This window comes from Nitrospirota bacterium (assembly GCA_035516965.1).
Taxonomy (GTDB): domain Bacteria; phylum Nitrospirota; class UBA9217; order UBA9217; family UBA9217; genus MHEA01.
Genome location: DATIZR010000085.1, coordinates 1 through 14730 on the forward strand (window position 1 = coordinate 1; position 14730 = coordinate 14730).

The 14730-nt window shown below is 55.2% G+C and carries 17 protein-coding genes; 12 read left to right on the forward strand and 5 right to left on the reverse strand.

Annotation, left to right across the window (positions count from 1 at the left end; all coding sequences use genetic code 11):
- Positions 1–395: 395 nt before the first annotated feature.
- The 3 genes from VL197_12700 to VL197_12710 all read right to left on the reverse strand — a co-directional run bounded on the left by VL197_12700 (position 396) and on the right by VL197_12710 (position 1731).
- Positions 396–791, reverse strand: a complete 396-nt coding sequence (locus VL197_12700) for a DUF1232 domain-containing protein (protein ID HUJ18839.1) — start codon at positions 789–791, stop codon at positions 396–398.
- A gap of 42 nt (positions 792–833) precedes the next feature.
- Positions 834–1307, reverse strand: coding sequence for a DNA-binding protein (locus tag VL197_12705; protein ID HUJ18840.1), 474 nt, complete (start codon positions 1305–1307; stop codon positions 834–836).
- Positions 1308–1374: 67 nt separating this feature from the next.
- Positions 1375–1731 carry a response regulator gene (locus tag VL197_12710; GenBank protein HUJ18841.1) on the reverse strand — a complete coding sequence of 119 codons (357 nt, stop codon included), beginning with the start codon at positions 1729–1731 and terminating at the stop codon, positions 1375–1377.
- 234 nt (positions 1732–1965) lie between these two features.
- On the opposite strand from VL197_12710, the gene VL197_12715 reads away from it, so the two are divergent.
- A complete protein-coding gene (locus tag VL197_12715; protein ID HUJ18842.1) occupies positions 1966–2328 on the forward strand; it encodes a hypothetical protein in 363 nt (120 codons plus the stop codon).
- A 447-nt stretch (positions 2329–2775) separates the two neighbouring features.
- On the opposite strand, the gene VL197_12720 is transcribed toward VL197_12715, so the two are convergent.
- Positions 2776–3363, reverse strand: a complete 588-nt coding sequence (locus tag VL197_12720; protein HUJ18843.1) for a periplasmic heavy metal sensor — start codon at positions 3361–3363, stop codon at positions 2776–2778.
- Between the two features lie 181 nt (positions 3364–3544).
- Here VL197_12720 and VL197_12725 point away from each other — a divergent pair, with 181 nt between their 5' ends.
- The gene (locus VL197_12725; protein HUJ18844.1) at positions 3545–4975 is read left to right on the forward strand and encodes an ATP-binding protein; all 1431 of its coding nucleotides are present in this window, start codon (positions 3545–3547) and stop codon (positions 4973–4975) included.
- On the forward strand, positions 4972–5646 hold the full coding sequence (locus VL197_12730; GenBank protein ID HUJ18845.1) for a response regulator: 675 nt from the start codon (positions 4972–4974) through the stop codon (positions 5644–5646). The genes VL197_12725 and VL197_12730 overlap by 4 nt, the downstream gene beginning before the upstream one ends.
- Here VL197_12730 and VL197_12735 read toward each other — a convergent pair.
- On the reverse strand, positions 5622–6605 hold the full coding sequence (locus tag VL197_12735; protein HUJ18846.1) for a GTP-binding protein: 984 nt from the start codon (positions 6603–6605) through the stop codon (positions 5622–5624). The two genes, VL197_12730 and VL197_12735, sit on opposite strands and share 25 nt — an antisense overlap.
- Positions 6606–6932: 327 nt before the next feature.
- Between VL197_12735 and metF the strand changes: the two genes are divergently transcribed.
- The 9 genes from metF to VL197_12780 form a co-directional block, all read left to right on the forward strand.
- On the forward strand, positions 6933–7808 hold the full coding sequence (gene metF, locus VL197_12740) for a methylenetetrahydrofolate reductase [NAD(P)H] (protein ID HUJ18847.1): 876 nt from the start codon (positions 6933–6935) through the stop codon (positions 7806–7808).
- 344 nt (positions 7809–8152) lie between these two features.
- Complete coding sequence (locus tag VL197_12745) at positions 8153–8476, forward strand: hypothetical protein (protein ID HUJ18848.1); 324 nt, start codon at positions 8153–8155, stop codon at positions 8474–8476.
- A 34-nt stretch (positions 8477–8510) separates the two neighbouring features.
- Entirely contained in the window at positions 8511–9548 is a 1038-nt protein-coding gene (locus VL197_12750; protein ID HUJ18849.1) for a uroporphyrinogen decarboxylase family protein, read from the forward strand.
- A 243-nt stretch (positions 9549–9791) separates the two neighbouring features.
- On the forward strand, positions 9792–10235 hold the full coding sequence (locus VL197_12755; protein HUJ18850.1) for a carboxymuconolactone decarboxylase family protein: 444 nt from the start codon (positions 9792–9794) through the stop codon (positions 10233–10235).
- 182 nt (positions 10236–10417) lie between these two features.
- On the forward strand, positions 10418–11365 hold the full coding sequence (locus tag VL197_12760) for a tetrahydromethanopterin S-methyltransferase subunit H (GenBank protein ID HUJ18851.1): 948 nt from the start codon (positions 10418–10420) through the stop codon (positions 11363–11365).
- Positions 11366–11584: 219 nt separating this feature from the next.
- A complete protein-coding gene (locus VL197_12765; protein ID HUJ18852.1) occupies positions 11585–12613 on the forward strand; it encodes an MtaA/CmuA family methyltransferase in 1029 nt (342 codons plus the stop codon).
- 4 nt (positions 12614–12617) lie between these two features.
- Complete coding sequence (locus VL197_12770; GenBank protein ID HUJ18853.1) at positions 12618–13310, forward strand: cobalamin-dependent protein; 693 nt, start codon at positions 12618–12620, stop codon at positions 13308–13310.
- Positions 13307–13990, forward strand: a complete 684-nt coding sequence (locus VL197_12775) for a 4Fe-4S double cluster binding domain-containing protein (protein HUJ18854.1) — start codon at positions 13307–13309, stop codon at positions 13988–13990. The genes VL197_12770 and VL197_12775 overlap by 4 nt, the downstream gene beginning before the upstream one ends.
- A 243-nt stretch (positions 13991–14233) precedes the next feature.
- Positions 14234–14730 (forward strand): 2Fe-2S iron-sulfur cluster-binding protein (locus tag VL197_12780; GenBank protein HUJ18855.1); only part of this gene is annotated, 497 nt, incomplete at its 3' end.

The following is a 14730-nucleotide window of genomic DNA, read 5'->3' on the forward strand; positions in this document are numbered from 1 at the left end:
GCACCCCGGCATCTGCTTCTTTGAGGATCGCGATGATCTGTGTTTCGGTGAATCTCGAGCTTTTCATGAGAACCTCCTGGCGTCCATATAATGCCAGAAAGCTCTACTTTTAGCATGTCTCTTTTTTAGGGAAGCTTACGACTAGAGGCAAAGAAAAGAACTATCGCTACCGCGGATATCTCATCGATGATGGTCTCATTTGCTACTTTCGATAATTTTATAAAGCTGAGGATCACAAAACATAGCCCTAGCAAGTTTGAAGATGTTGGCAATATATGATTGGACATATTATGTTTATTATTTTCATTCTTAGTCATTTGAGGATCCCGTCCTTATCTTTAGTCATTGTCAGCAGTCTCGTTGAATCATGAACCTGCCAGCCACAGATTAATAAATTATAATTTCCCTATTTTGTGCACCAGGTACTTGGCGATCAAGAAGATCACAAAGCCCCAGACCAGGATCAAAGCTGCGATAAAGCGAAGCTTGTTGGCTGTGCCGGCATCGAGAAATCTGGTTGCCCGCTCCCTGCAGTCGTCAAGGATAACGGGGTCGATGATCTTTCTGCAGATCACATAACTGATCCTGAGAACAACGATGTCGTCGACTTGACCCCAGAACGGCACCCTATCGTTGATCAAGTCGTACGGCGACACCACGTAGGCGATGGCAAACAAAAGGATCAGCTTCACATACCAGCGGACGCACCGATCCCGGGATGCGAGCCACATCGCAAGGACTTCTACGGAGAATGACTTCACGGCCTTTTGGAGATTTTCACGAATATTCATACCATATTTATAGACCTTTTTTTGTTCAATGTTATATTCGCACTACCTGCCTCCCTGTTGTTTATTGCCGGCCCAAAGAGGCACGCCCTTGTCATCGCGGAGCTTTAACACTTCATCGCCCTTTCTCACCTCGCCGGCAATAAACAAGGCTTGCCCGTCTGCCGCGGTCTTGACGCCCTTAATATCAACTTTATCGCCCACACTGATCCGGATATTCTGTAAGTCAACATATACATGGGGGCCAAGAAAAACGAGAAGCTGCCCGCCGGATGTGATGAGTTCGAGCCCGGCACCGCTCATCTTGCCGTTCTTTGTCTCAATATCTTTCACCGAAGAGACCTCACCGCTCACGACCTCAGCCCTGGATGGATCGTAGCTCTGCTTTCCTTCTCCCCGCGATCCCCCTCTCCCGCCGAAGCGTCCGAAGCCCTGTTGTCCATACACGGACACCGTTACCAGAGCGAAGAGCGCCGAAAAAGAAATCAAGATGAGCGCATATACCGTGAATTTCTTCATATCCTGTTCCTCCTCCTGGCTATAGCCGCTCTATAACCGATTGCGAGAAGCGATAGCGATGACACTTCTAACCTTGTGTTCGATCCTTTAAAAGTGGAATCAGTTTTTGAACCAATTCGCGCTTGCCGAGAAAGGCATCTGCACCCGCCCGTAAGAAAGCCTGCTCGTTCGATTCGATGCTGATGCCGAGGATAAATGCCTCGGGACAGAGAGGACGAAGCCACCTGGTTAACTCATCACCATTCATCTCCGGCATGCGATAGTCGATCAGGAGTATTTCAAAGTGCTTTTTTCGTATCAGATCGAGAGCGGCTGCACCACTCTCGCAGGTACTGACGATATATCCCTCAAATTCTAAAAAGATCCGGAGACTATCTCTCGTTGATTTGTCATCGTCGATGACAAGCACCTCTCCGCTACTCACGTCATTCCTCCTGGTTTGCGGAAAATTCCTTTTTTTCTCATTGGTCCGTGGTCGAAAGCAAGGAAAATATTTCCCCCTTGACCCCGGATCGTGAAATATTTTCCCGCGACGGTCCGATCACTATCGATAGCGACGTGACCGTTGTGATCATTATCAAAGGTTTTCAAGCCTTCCCTTGTCGGCATAGAATTTGCTTCATGCTCTACAACTAACAACAGAAAGGAGGTGATAACAATGTCCGTTCAATCAATCGGCAGCACCGGCAGTACTCAATACTTGAGCACTTTGACCGATGACTTTAAGAATCTACAGAATGACATCAAGGCTGTTGAGGATGCGAAGAATTCGGGGAGCCAGGACCAGGTCACCCTGTCACAAGATGCCCTGCAGAAGGCCATGAATCAGTTCAAGAATGATCTGGCCGGTCTGACCCAGGGAGCGCAAGGCCATCACCACCATCACCATCACAAGGTGGCTAATTCCAACTCCGATCCAAAAAGCAATACAGGTACGACCGTGTCTTCCGTCGCTAATGCCGCCAGTCAGTACTCAGCACAGCCCCAGATCAACGTCGGCAATATTGATTTAATAGCTTAAGATCAGGAGGGAGCAAACAGGCAGGCAAAGGTAATTATGCCGTCTCCTCTGCCTGCCCGTTTACCCACGCCTAACTCTGTTCCAGATCAGTCAACACGGCCTACTCGATGTATTCTCTTCATTACAAAGCCTGCTCTTTTAGATGTCCGCGTGACGCTGCGCCCTTATCCGGGATATCATCTCCCTGAGAAAACCGTCCTAAGACTTTCATCTCCTGCGACCGACATTTCGATTCTCGTCGTCCGGGGCCTTGAGCAGGTCATACGCCACGACAAGAAAAGCGATCAGAAGAACCGCGTAATCAAGGTAAAAGATATTCACATCCATCACCCGTCCCTTCTCAACATATTAAAAAAAAGAGGTGCCGACATACTATCGGCACCCTGAATGTGCACAGGGCACGATGCGATCCAAACACCTTGTTGAAGCCTGCCTCATCTTGCAGCGTCAGGAGTGCTCTTGCTCCTTACCCTGCAGCGCCCCTTCTTTCTTCTCGGCCGGTGGAGTCATTCGCCTGCCGTCATGCTTCATTCTTTCGGTCCCGGGGCCCATTTCAAGCATCTCCTTGAATTTTTTCCTCTGCTCCGGCGTCAGTTTTGTCTTGATCTCCTGACTGGCCTTAATGTGGGAGAGGCGGATGTCCGTTTGGAGCGACGCCATTTTTGCAAGCGTTGCTTCCACCGCGGTCATATCCACCTGGTCCTTACGAAGAAGATCCCTCAAATCGATCCTGGCCACTTCGAGATCGGCCCTCTTCCTGACGGTATCTTTCATCACCCTGCTCTTGATCTCCCTTACAGCCTCCTTCTGCTTTTCATCAAGACCGAGACTCATGAGAGTTCTCCACATATGATGATGCTCTCTCCTCATCATGGGCATGCCTTCATGCCGCATCGGCGATATCATGGGCGTGCCCTCTCCCCGGAAACTTTTCCCCGAGCCGTCCGAGCAACCGCATGTCTGCGCAGAAGCATCATGTGAGGCGATAACCAGAACAACAAAGCCTAACAATAGACCCGCTAAAATCCTTTTCATAGAAACCTCCTTTTAAGTTCGGCATTCGGTACTGCCGTTTTCCTGGCCATACATTAACAACCAAATATGGCACAAATATGAAGGAATTGAGAAAATGCATCCGTACTGTTTTTTCCCCTTGACCATGGGTCACAATGCATTACAATTCAAGTGGGCGAACTATTGCGAGGTATAAGACACGATGAAAATCGGCATTACCTACCGGCTGTTTCTCTCCATCCTGGCCGCCACGGGCCTGGCGATCCTTTCCCTGTTTTTGATCATGCGCTGGAATATCGACCAGGGTTTTTATCAGTACCTCAAAACCCTGGACCAGAGCAGACTGGAGCAGATGGCCGGCAATCTGGAAGAGGCCTATAGCGAGCACGGGAACTGGGATTTCCTGAGAGACAACCCGAGACTCTGGATAGGAAGCCTCATGAGTGTGAGGTCTGACGATGCAGCAGATGCTCCATCGAAAATAATTGAAGATGGCAAGGAGATGCCGCCCCTGCCGCAGGGCCCGAGGCGTGGTCGCCGTTCACGATGGCCCTTTATCGTTCTGGACGCAGAGCGAAAGCCGGTCTTCGGGAAGATCGAGGAGGCGGAAGGGGCGGACTTCAGACCCGTTATCCAGAACGGGAAGACCGTGGGCTATATAGGGTTCCTGCCTCCAAAACAATTTCTTAACCCCCACCAGCTTCAGTTTCTCAAACAGCAGAAATCAGCTCTCATCCTTGCTGCAGGCGGGATGGTCCTGGCGGTCATGATATTTTCGCTCCCGCTGGCAAAGCGTCTGGTACGTCCGATCAGGGCCATGACCGCGGCAACCGGTGATCTTGCTTCCGGAAATTATTCGGTCCGCGTTCCGGTCGGTTCTCTGGATGAGTTGGGGCAGCTTGCCCGTGACTTTAACACTCTGGCGCTGACCCTTGAGAAGAATGAACAGGCGCGGCGTCAATGGGTTGCCGACATCTCCCATGAACTGCGGACACCCGTTGCCGTGCTGCGGGGCGAACTTGAGGCGCTCCTGGACGGGATCCGTACGGTCACTCCGGAAGCGATCCAATCGCTTCACGCAGAGGCGATGCGCCTGAACCGTCTCGTGGATGACCTCTACCAGCTTTCCCTGTCCGATATCGGCGCCCTGACCTACCGGAAGGAGAATCTTGATCTCGCCCGGGTGCTCAGGGACTCCCTGGAGTCCTATCGAACGGAGTTCGGCCGGAAGGGGATCAAGGTCACCGAGGATATATCCCGGGAGTGCGGGATCATGGTGTTCGCCGACAGGGAGCGGCTGAACCAGCTTTTCACGAACATGCTCGAAAATTCCCTGAGATACACTGACCCGGGAGGAGATCTCGTGATCGGCCTTGCGTTCCCTGAGGGGCAGGTCAGTATTGTATTCCAGGATTCTACGCCGGGCGTGCCGAAGGAAGAGTTGGACAGATTGTTCGAGCGTCTCTACCGTGTGGAAGGGTCTCGAAGCCGGACTTCAGGCGGGGCGGGGCTTGGCCTGGCAATCAGCAAAAAGATCGTTGAAGCCCATGAGGGAACGATCTCCGCCCATCCCTCTCCGCTGGGCGGGTTACTGATCAGGGTCACGTTCCCGATCATTGTAAGGAGCGCATGAACGGGAAGATTCTCATTGTTGAGGACGAGGCGAAGCTGGCGAACCTGCTCGTCGACTACCTGAAGACCTCCGGGTTCGAGCCATTTTCGCTGTCGAACGGAACCGAGGCGGTGCCCTGGATCAGGGAGCACAAGCCGGATCTCGTGCTCCTCGACCTGATGCTGCCGGGACGCGACGGGATGGATATCTGCCGGGAAGTCCGGACCTTCTCCCGGGTCCCGGTCATCATGGTGACGGCGAAGGTTGAGGAGATCGACCGCTTACTCGGGCTTGAACTCGGGGCCGACGACTACATCTGCAAGCCTTTCAGCCCGCGCGAGGTCGTTGCGCGGGTCAAAGCAGTCCTCAGGCGGGCTCACGACGGAAAGACCTTTCAGGCGCACGGACTCGTTCTGGATGAACATCGCTACCGGGCCGCGCTTCGGGGGCAGGACCTGGGCCTCACGGCCGTGGAATTCAAGTTGCTGCAGGTCCTCGTCATCAACCCGGGGCGGATATATAACCGCCAGCAACTCATGGAAAAAATTTACCCCGACGACCGATTCGTAAGCGACCGCACGATCGACGGCCATATAAAAAAATTGCGGAGGAAACTTGAAGCTGTCGACCCGGAAACGAAGCTCATCCAGTCTGTATATGGCGTCGGCTACAAGTTCGAATCCGAGCCATAGTCATCAGTGCACGTCTTAGACCCCCGCGACGCCGTCTTCTGCGTACCTTCACACAGACCTCTTGGCAGCGTTTTCTCTATCGCCTGTTTGTCCAGCCCTTCGCCAATGACCACCAGCCTGCTTTCCTTGATGTCCTGTTCAAAGCGTATCCTATCTACCCTGCCGAACACGCTGTCAAAACGATAGGGACCTTCTTCCGAACGGATCAGGGCCTTTGCCCTCGCCACGTCGCCGTACCGCCCTTGTGCAAGATCGGCAAAAAAGTCTGAAAAATGAGCAAGCGTGGTTTCGCCGTTCAGCCTGAACGACAGGGTGTCAAAATGAAAATGCTCCTGCGGGCCTCCGACGGCCCTGCTTTTCATTCCCTTCCCCGCCGCCCGCTCCCCCGCGAAAAGAGGATCAACCAGGGGGACCGGGACGAGAGCATTCGCTGTCCTGAACTGTATTGCCCGGGGGTTGATGGCCTCGATGCGGTCCATGGCTTCGACTATCTGCTCTTCCGGGGCGAGGTCGGTCTTGTTCACCAGGATTATGTCGGCGTTCGAGATCTGGTCCTCGAAGAAGCTGCCGTACATGCCCGAATCATAGAGCTCGGTGAACTCCGTGGCATCGATGATGCCGATCACGGTTGCGCTGCCGATTCCCGCGCTCGAGACCGCCTCGAGCACCCCCGAGGCGGAAGCCACGCCGGAGGGCTCGATCACCAGATGCTCCGGGGAGAACTCCCGCATGATCTTCTGGATCGTCGTGATAAGGTCGAACTTGAGCGTGCAGCACACGCACCCGCTCGGCAGTTCAATGGTCTCGATGCCGCCTGCGGAGAAGATCTCCCCGTCGATGCCGGCCGCGCCGAAGTCATTTACCAGTACGACGGTCTTCCCGCCTCCCCTTTTCACGAAGTTCCTTATGAACGTGGTCTTTCCCGCGCCCAGGAGTCCGCACACTACCGTTGTTTTCATGCGATCAACCTCATCGTGAACCGATCGAACCTGAAGCATGTTAATCACAGAGATACAGGGAAAGTTAAAATCCGTAAGCAGTTTACACAGATTTTAAAACCAGCCCTGAATCCTGTCTTTAAAGACTTGGTCTGCGTCAATCTGTGCAGTCTGTGGAAAAATACTTCCTCAGCTTCTTTCTGCGTCCCTGGCGTCTTCGCGGTGAACGGTTCTTCTTGCCTCAAATATCTTGGATCTTGCAATGACGATGCCACGGGCAGAAATCGCAAGTTCAGGGTGGCGACATTCGTCCCCGAAAGAGGGATAATATGATGAAAGGAGGCCGCCATGAAGATCAAGGATATCCTCCGAAAGAACGAACGCGGCTTCGCCCTGGAATTTTTCCCGCCTAAATCCGCAGAGGGAAAAAATGCCTTTATGAAGGTGGTCAACAGGCTCAGGGCCTATGATCCCCTGTATGTTTCCGTGACCTACGGGGCAGGCGGCACCACACGGGATAGGACGCTCAATACCCTCACATGGATCAAGGAGGAAACAGACCTTCCGGTGATGTCGCACCTCACCGGCATCGGCGCAACGAAGACTTCTCTGCGCGCGCTCCTGGAGGAGTACGAGGCACGGGGGATCGACAACATCCTCGCCCTGCGGGGCGACGAGCCGAAGAGCGTTCCCGACTTCGACCCGACAAAGGGCGAGTTCAGGTACGGCCGGGACCTCGTGGATTTCATCAACAAAACCGGCTCTTTCTCCATTGCAGTGGCTGTCTACCCCGAAGGACACCCTCAGTCGCCGAACATCGAGAAGGACATGGAATATACGAAGGAAAAGATCGATGCCGGCGCGGACTTTGCCATCACTCAGATGTTCTTCGACAATCGCTACTACTACGACTTTCAGGACCGTGCCGCGAAGCAGGGGATCACCATACCGATCCTGCCCGGCATCATGCCGATCGTGGACTGCAAAAAGGTCACGGAGTTCGCTAGCTTCTGCAATACAACGGTGCCGAGGGATATTCTGGACAGGATGGAACCCGTGATGGACATGCCCGAGGAGATACGAAAACTGGGCGTGGAATTCGCCGTCAGACAGTGCGAGGATCTGGTGAGGCACGGCGTGAATTATCTCCACTTTTACACCATGAACCGGTCCGACTCGGTGAGCGAAATAGTGAATGCAGTCGGAATAAAGTCGCAGGAATGACCATTCAAAAAATACTGTGCTGCTTCAGGAATGTGAGGCAATATACCTCGCAGGCTGGGGAATTTTTCAACTACTCTGTTACTGGAGATAATCCTAATCCACAGCTTTAAAACTTTTCCGCTGCTGTTGCTGTGCTTGCTCCTGTCTGCCGATTCAATTCCTGAAAGATATCTGTGGGATGACAGAAAAAAATGCCTGCAATTTCCGTTGATTCCAAGGCATCAGACTTGAACATCCAAAGCCGCTTACCGCGTTGGGGCGAAAAACGACGGCAAAAGCATCTGCCTTCTTCTTAACCCGTCCCTTTGCTTCCTGGCATTGCAGTTGCAACTATTTCTGCTGTTATGAAAGACATCATTCTCTGCTCCTCCAATCCCATCCTGATCAAAAGCCTCTACGGGCCCCTGAGAGACGAGGGGTATAGGGTGGACATCATCGAACACCCTGCCCGCGCGGTCCAGATGGTCATGCGCAGCCGGTACGACTTCATCATCGTTGATTCGGAGCCCTTTGGTCTTTCCGCGGAGGATGCAGTGCAGATCATCAAGGCCGTTGCGCCCGACCTGCCTATCCTGTTCGTGGGCGGCGACCAGGACGATTCGCCCACGGTCGGGATGCCCCTGGATCTCGAAAAATTCAAACAAACCATCCACAGCATCGCGGTCTGATGGTGGTATTCCACTCGGTACGAAGGGAGACGCTATGAAACCAAAGGAAGTAATACTCAAGGCATTTGAGGGCTCCAAGGGCGACCGGATTCCCGTGACCCTCTTCGGTGCGGGTATGTGGTCGATCAAGGACTACGGGACGACCTTCGAGGCGCTCGCCCACGATCCGCAGAAGATGGCCGATATGTGCGTGGCGGAGGCGGCGCGAATCCGAAGCGACGTCGTCTACGTCGGCTCAGGCTTTAACAACTTCCACGCCTCGGCGCTCGGCAAGGCCTTCGGGGTCGGGATGAAGTACCGCGAGATGGGCGCTCCCGACATGACCACCCACTTCATCAACTCCGAGGAGGACCTGGCGAAGCTCGACATCGCCGACGTACACAAGGAGCCGGTCGTCCAGACGGTGCTCGAGGCGACGCGGCGCGTCAAGAAGAAGATCGGCGACACCTACCTTGTGACAATGACCTGCTGGGGGCCGTTCACCCTCGCGGCGCGCTTCTGCGGCGAAGAGCAGTTCATGAAGGCGACCTTCAAGAAGCCGGCATTCGTCGAGAAGATGGTCGATTTCTGCGCCGACCTGCTGATCCATCTCTACGAGCCGCTGGTCAAGGACGGCATCGAGTGCCTCAGCATCGCCGATCCGACCGCCTCGGGAGATCTGATCAACAGGAAGCAGATGGAGCGCTTCGCGGTGCCGGGACTGAAGAAGCTCACCGGCTGGGCCAAGGCCAAGGGCGTGCACTCGATCCTGCACATCTGCGGGAACACCAGCGACCGGCTGGACCTGTTCCCGCCCACGGGGGCGAGCACGATCTTCTTCGACCAGAAAGTGGACATCGCCAAGGCCAAGGAGGCGCTGCAGGGAAAAATGAGCTACGGGGGCAACGTCGCGCCGGTGCACGTGTTGCTCAACCAGGACGTGGCGGGGGTGGAGAAGGCCTGCCGCGAGCTCATCGAGGTCGCTGGTTCGGACGGCGGGTTCATCCTGGTGCCCGGGTGCGACATCCCGCCGACGATTCCCTACGAGAATCTCCGGAAGTTCCACGACGTGGCGCTGGAGTGGAAACGGTAAACCCGTTCGAGAACACGTTCTTGATCGCCCCGTGTATGAGGCTTTCTACTGTTCCTCTCTGTTGAGAAGTATCGACCAGCGATTTGAGCCGGCGGTTTTCTCTACCGGGGTAAAAGAAGGAGGTGATGCGGTTCGGTTTCGCGAAAGAAGCGAAAGGAGGTTTCCTTCGTGGGTATTTTGGATGAATTGAAGAAACTGTTCTTCGGGGCGCAGAAAGCGTCCACACAAGGGGAGGTAACAAAAATGGCAGACAAGAAAATGACCGTGGAAGAAGTCAATGAGTACATGAAGAAGCAGTGCGGGTTCGTGCCACGCATGTTCCAGATCATCAACACCGTGACGCCGGAGCCGGGCAGGACCTTTGCCGATTTCTACGCCAGCATCTTCGGCGACGGCGCCCTGTCGCGCAAGCACAAGGAGCTGATGTTCATGTCCGGCGGCGTTGCCTATTGTTCGCCGCGCTGCATCATCCATGTGATACCCGCGATCAACGCGGGTGCGACCACCGGCGAAATCTTCGAGGCTGCCTCGGTCGGCATGATCCTCGGGGGCTTCGTGCCCGGCGGACCCGGCATCCCCTACGCCTTCGAATATGCCCTGAAGGTCCTCGATATCGAGGCCAAGTTCCGGAAGGGCGAGAAGTGGGAGTACCTGCCGCAACCCAAATTCGACCACGGTGTATTCTAACCCAATACTATCGACGGGGGAGCGGTTCGAAGGCTCCCCCGTTTTTCGGACTCATACGGAACACGGCTTCGAGCCGGAAGCAACAAAGAGATATCCACCGGTCCGCGTTGCGGGACACACCGTGGTGGACACCACTATGTCCAGAGACGGATTTCGCGCATAACAATTAAAGGGGATTGCCGATGTTTCAATTTAAAAAAGATCAGAAAGTCTTCAACCTCGCCGGGATCAAGGTCGGGGGACAGCCCGGCGAGAACCCGCCGCTTCAGATCGCATCCATGTTCCACAACAAGGACCGGATCGTGACCGACCGGAAAGGGAATTTCGACCGCGCAAAGGCCGCGGATCTCATCAAAACGATGGAGCAGCTTTCGGCCTCCACCGGAATTCCGTCCATGGTGGCCATGGTGGCTAACTCGCCGGAAGAGGCGAAGATCTATATCGACTTTTATCGCGAGACGACCACCATGCCTTTCGGCATCGACATGTGGGTCGCGGAAAAACGCGCGCAGGCCACGGAATATGTAGCCAAACTGGGACTGCAGGACAAGTTCCTCTATAACAGCATCACGCCCTGGGACAAGGACATCAAGGGCCAGATCCAAAAGCTCAAAGACCTCGGGATCAAGCATGTCGTGGTACAGGCCTTCGACGACGCCGACCAGTCGCCGGCCGGCCGGCTCAAGTCCCTGGAAACGATCCTCGCCCAGGGCGCGAACAGCTTCGAGACCGTCATCGTCGACACCTCGGTCATGAATCTGCCCGCAACGTCGTTCTCGCTCGTCGCAAACCGGATGATCAAGGAAAAGCTCGGCCTCCCCTGCGGCGGAGCCTATTCGAACGGTACGCACATGTGGAAGGAGGCGAAGACCATCTGGAGCCTCGACGGGTTCAAGGCCATGGACGCCGTGATTCAGGGCATGGCTTCGGCGCTGTGGAGCGATTTCAATTTCTGCGGCCCCATCGTAACGATGCCGCGGATCATCCCGGCAGTGGCAGCAGCGCACGTCCTGCTTTCCACACTGGTCTATGACGAAACGCAAAAGATCTCGGACAATCCCAATCTCCCGATCAAGAAGTACTTTTCGGAATTCCTGGGAAAACTGACCGCGGGAGCAGCAAGAAAATAATCTTCTTCACCACGGATACACAGAGACAGGGAGAAAAGCATTAAAAGATGAGGCTGAACTCCCGTTATAAAAGTGAGCGGCCTGAACCTTCGTTTTTCTCCGTGCCTCCGCCTGCACCCGGTGCTTACGAGTGCGAACGCGCGAGTGCCGTGGTGTGACTCCGGGGTTAAAATGAAATTCTGCAATTTCGGACTGACTTTGAAACTGTAAGGAGGATGCATGACGACAATGAATGCAAGAGAACGGGTGTTAAAGCTGTTTGCCGGCGAGGCAGTGGACCGGCCGCCGTGCTTCAGCGGCATGGGCAACGTGACCACCGAGGGGTTGAAGTCGCTCAACCAGAAGTTCGCGGCCACGCACCTTGACGCGAAGATGATGGCCGCGGCGGCGGCCACGACGTACAAGCTGTTCGGGTTCGAGAGTGCGGTCGCTCCTTTCGATCTCTGCATCGAGGCCGAGGCCATGGGGTGCGAGATCAACGTCTACGCTCATTCCGAGGACCTACTCTACCCCACGATCAAGAAGAAGCTGATACACAACGAGGCCGAGATGGAGATCTCCATCCCCTCCGACATCACCACGCGCGGCAGAGTCCCGCTCATGGTGGAAGCGATCAAAATGCTCAAGAAGGACATCGGGACCGAGGCCGCCGTGGGTTCCTACGTCCTGGGGCCCTTCACGCTCGCGGGGCAGGTCATGGAGCTGAACGACCTTCTGAAGCTGTCCTTCAAAAAGCCCGACAAGATCGGTAAATTGCTCGACCAGCTGTCGGACGTCATCATCCAGGTCGCGGGCCAGTACGAAAAGGCCGGCGTGGACTACATCACCGTCCGGGAGATGGGCGCGACTTCGGATGTGCTCTCCCCCCGCGTGTTCAAGAGCCTCATTTTGCCCTACCTCAAGAAGATCATTGCAAAGATCACCGTACCGACCGCGCTCCACATCTGCGGCAAGACGAACGATATCGTTCCCTTCATGGTCGAGAGCGGGGCGAAGGCGATAAGCGTGGACCAGAAGAATGACATCGCCGAGACGCGCAAGATACTCGGCCCCAAGGCGCTCGTGTTCGGGAACTACGATCCCTACAATGTGCTGGTGGCGGGAACGCCGGACCTGGTGCGCAAGACGATCAAGAAATGCATGGACGACGGCGTGAGCGCGGTCTGGCCCGGGTGCGACATCTGGCCCACGGTTCCGGCCGAGAATATAAAAACTATGATGGACGAAGTCAGAAAGTATAGGAGGTAGTCCTATGGTAACCGCAGAAAAGAAGCAAGAGCTGTTGGCAAAATTACGGAGCGCTGTGATTGCATACGACGAGGACACGGCCAAAGAGGCGTCCAATGAAGCTCTCGCCGAGGGCCTGGATGCCAATGACGCCATCTTCAACGGTCTGGTCTCCGGAATGGTCGAGGTGGGGCGCATGTTTGAGTCCCAGGAGTATTTCGTACCCGAGCTCCTTATGTGCGCCGACGCGCTGTATGCAGGCTTGGACATCTTGAAGCCCCATGTGACCCAGCTCGATCTCGGCGTCAAGGGGTCGGTTGTGATCGGGACGGTGGAAGGCGACGTTCACGACATCGGCAAGAACATCGTGAAGATGATGTTTGACGTGGCCGGCTTCACGGTCTACGACCTCGGACGCGACGTGCCCCTCGACAAGTTCGTGGCCGAGCAGCTCCGGACCGACTCGGACCTCGTTTGTCTCTCGGCCATGATGACCACGACCATGACGGGAATGAAAAAGGTGATCGACGACATCCGGACAAAGAACCCCAATGTCAAGATCATGATCGGCGGCGCTCCCGTTTCCCAGGATGTAGCCGACAAGTACGGCGCCGACGGCTATGCCAAGGACGCGACCAATGCCTTGAAGGACGCGATCAACATGGTCGAATCTCTCAAGAAGATGAAAGATGAGGTCGAAGCAAAGAAAAAGAAATGAAAAAACTGCTCAGAAATGAGCTGCTCGACCACGGTGCCGCCGTGGTCGGGTTCGCCTGTCTCAAAGGCCATATGAGCGGTGAGATCGCCCATCTCGACAGGGCTGTGTCCATCGGCGTTGACCGCAGGCTGAACGAGGACACACTTGCGCTCCTCGTGAAGCTCCAGAAGCGCGCCGTCCGGTTCCTGAAATCCCGGGGGTTCCGGACGCTGGCCATCCCGCCGGACTCGGACCGGAGAAAAGGGACTTTCATTTCGAAGCTCTATTCGCTGTTCAACCACAAGATGGCGGCAACATCCTGCGGCATCGGCTGGGTCGGGAAGAACGGACTCCTGATCAGTCCGGACTTCGGGCCCCGACTGTCGCTGGTCACGGTATTGACGGACGCTTCGTTAGAACCTGACGCACCCATGGAGCACAGCCTCTGCGGCGACTGCGTTTTGTGCGTGCAGTACTGCCCATCGAAGGCGATCACGGGATTGGAATGGTCCCGGTCCTCGCCTTTCGTTGAACTGGTCAGGCTCAGCGTCTGCAGGAGCCATAAAAAAACCAAACGGCTGACCGAGGGAAAGCCGAACTGCGGACTCTGCATCAACATATGCCCCTATGGCAGGAAAGACGAAAGCGGGGAAAAAATAATTACCAACGGTGTCACGGCTGCACGAGGAGATCATTACTAAGTTCTGACGTGAAATCTAAGTTACGTACCTGCAATGCTTCTCAACGTTGCCGGAGCTCTTATCCTTTCGCTTCTCTCCGTGACTCAGCCCGCACCCGGCGCTTACGAGTGAGAGCGCGCGAATGCAGTCGTGGGGAACCGAGAACGCGGGGTGTGCCTGCTCTTGCGAAAGCGCAGCCATAAACGAGAGCAGGGCGTGTCTCCGTAGTGGGACTCTCAGATCATTATTCTTTGGAGGAAGTGCATGATTAAAAAACACAAGGTCATATTTCAGCCCGCGGGCAGGCGCGGCGAGATCGAGGAGGGCAAGACCATCCTCGAGGCAGCCCAGGCCCTGGGCGTTGATATCGAAGCGCTCTGCGGCAACAAGAAGGTCTGCGGAAAGTGCAAGGTTCGCATCGAGGAAGGCTACTTCGAGAAGGACAATATCGATTCGAGCATGTCTCACATCTCCCCTCCCGTGCCGTCGGCCGACGAGCTGAAGCATATCAAACCCCTGGACGGGCCGGGTATCAGACTGGCTTGCCAGAGCGAGATCCGGGGCGACTTGAAGATCTTTGTGCCCGAGCGTTCCCGCGCGGGGAAGCAGGTAGTCAGAAAAGCGGCCAAGGAACTCACGATCACGCTCGATCCGGCCGTGAAAAAATACAACGTCGAGCTTACTCCTCCAACGCTCCACGACATGACGACCGGGGACTGGGAGCGGGTCCTGAAGTTCCTTGAGGCCGACTACGGGCTCAA

What these genes read in the sequence shown, in the direction of transcription:
- VL197_12715 (HUJ18842.1), top strand. Translation starts at nt 1,966, where the DNA reads ATGTCCGTTCAATCAATCGGCAGCACCGGCAGTACTCAATACTTGAGC.
- VL197_12720 (HUJ18843.1), bottom strand. Translation starts at nt 3,363, where the DNA reads ATGAAAAGGATTTTAGCGGGTCTATTGTTAGGCTTTGTTGTTCTGGTT.
- VL197_12765 (HUJ18852.1), top strand. Translation starts at nt 11,585, where the DNA reads ATGACGACAATGAATGCAAGAGAACGGGTGTTAAAGCTGTTTGCCGGC.
- VL197_12745 (HUJ18848.1), top strand. Translation starts at nt 8,153, where the DNA reads ATGAAAGACATCATTCTCTGCTCCTCCAATCCCATCCTGATCAAAAGC.
- metF (HUJ18847.1), top strand. Translation starts at nt 6,933, where the DNA reads ATGAAGATCAAGGATATCCTCCGAAAGAACGAACGCGGCTTCGCCCTG.
- VL197_12725 (HUJ18844.1), top strand. Translation starts at nt 3,545, where the DNA reads ATGAAAATCGGCATTACCTACCGGCTGTTTCTCTCCATCCTGGCCGCC.
- VL197_12730 (HUJ18845.1), top strand. Translation starts at nt 4,972, where the DNA reads ATGAACGGGAAGATTCTCATTGTTGAGGACGAGGCGAAGCTGGCGAAC.
- VL197_12700 (HUJ18839.1), bottom strand. Translation starts at nt 791, where the DNA reads ATGAATATTCGTGAAAATCTCCAAAAGGCCGTGAAGTCATTCTCCGTA.
- VL197_12705 (HUJ18840.1), bottom strand. Translation starts at nt 1,307, where the DNA reads ATGAAGAAATTCACGGTATATGCGCTCATCTTGATTTCTTTTTCGGCG.
- VL197_12770 (HUJ18853.1), top strand. Translation starts at nt 12,618, where the DNA reads ATGGTAACCGCAGAAAAGAAGCAAGAGCTGTTGGCAAAATTACGGAGC.
- VL197_12775 (HUJ18854.1), top strand. Translation starts at nt 13,307, where the DNA reads ATGAAAAAACTGCTCAGAAATGAGCTGCTCGACCACGGTGCCGCCGTG.
- VL197_12755 (HUJ18850.1), top strand. Translation starts at nt 9,792, where the DNA reads ATGGCAGACAAGAAAATGACCGTGGAAGAAGTCAATGAGTACATGAAG.
- VL197_12735 (HUJ18846.1), bottom strand. Translation starts at nt 6,605, where the DNA reads ATGAAAACAACGGTAGTGTGCGGACTCCTGGGCGCGGGAAAGACCACG.
- VL197_12760 (HUJ18851.1), top strand. Translation starts at nt 10,418, where the DNA reads ATGTTTCAATTTAAAAAAGATCAGAAAGTCTTCAACCTCGCCGGGATC.
- VL197_12750 (HUJ18849.1), top strand. Translation starts at nt 8,511, where the DNA reads ATGAAACCAAAGGAAGTAATACTCAAGGCATTTGAGGGCTCCAAGGGC.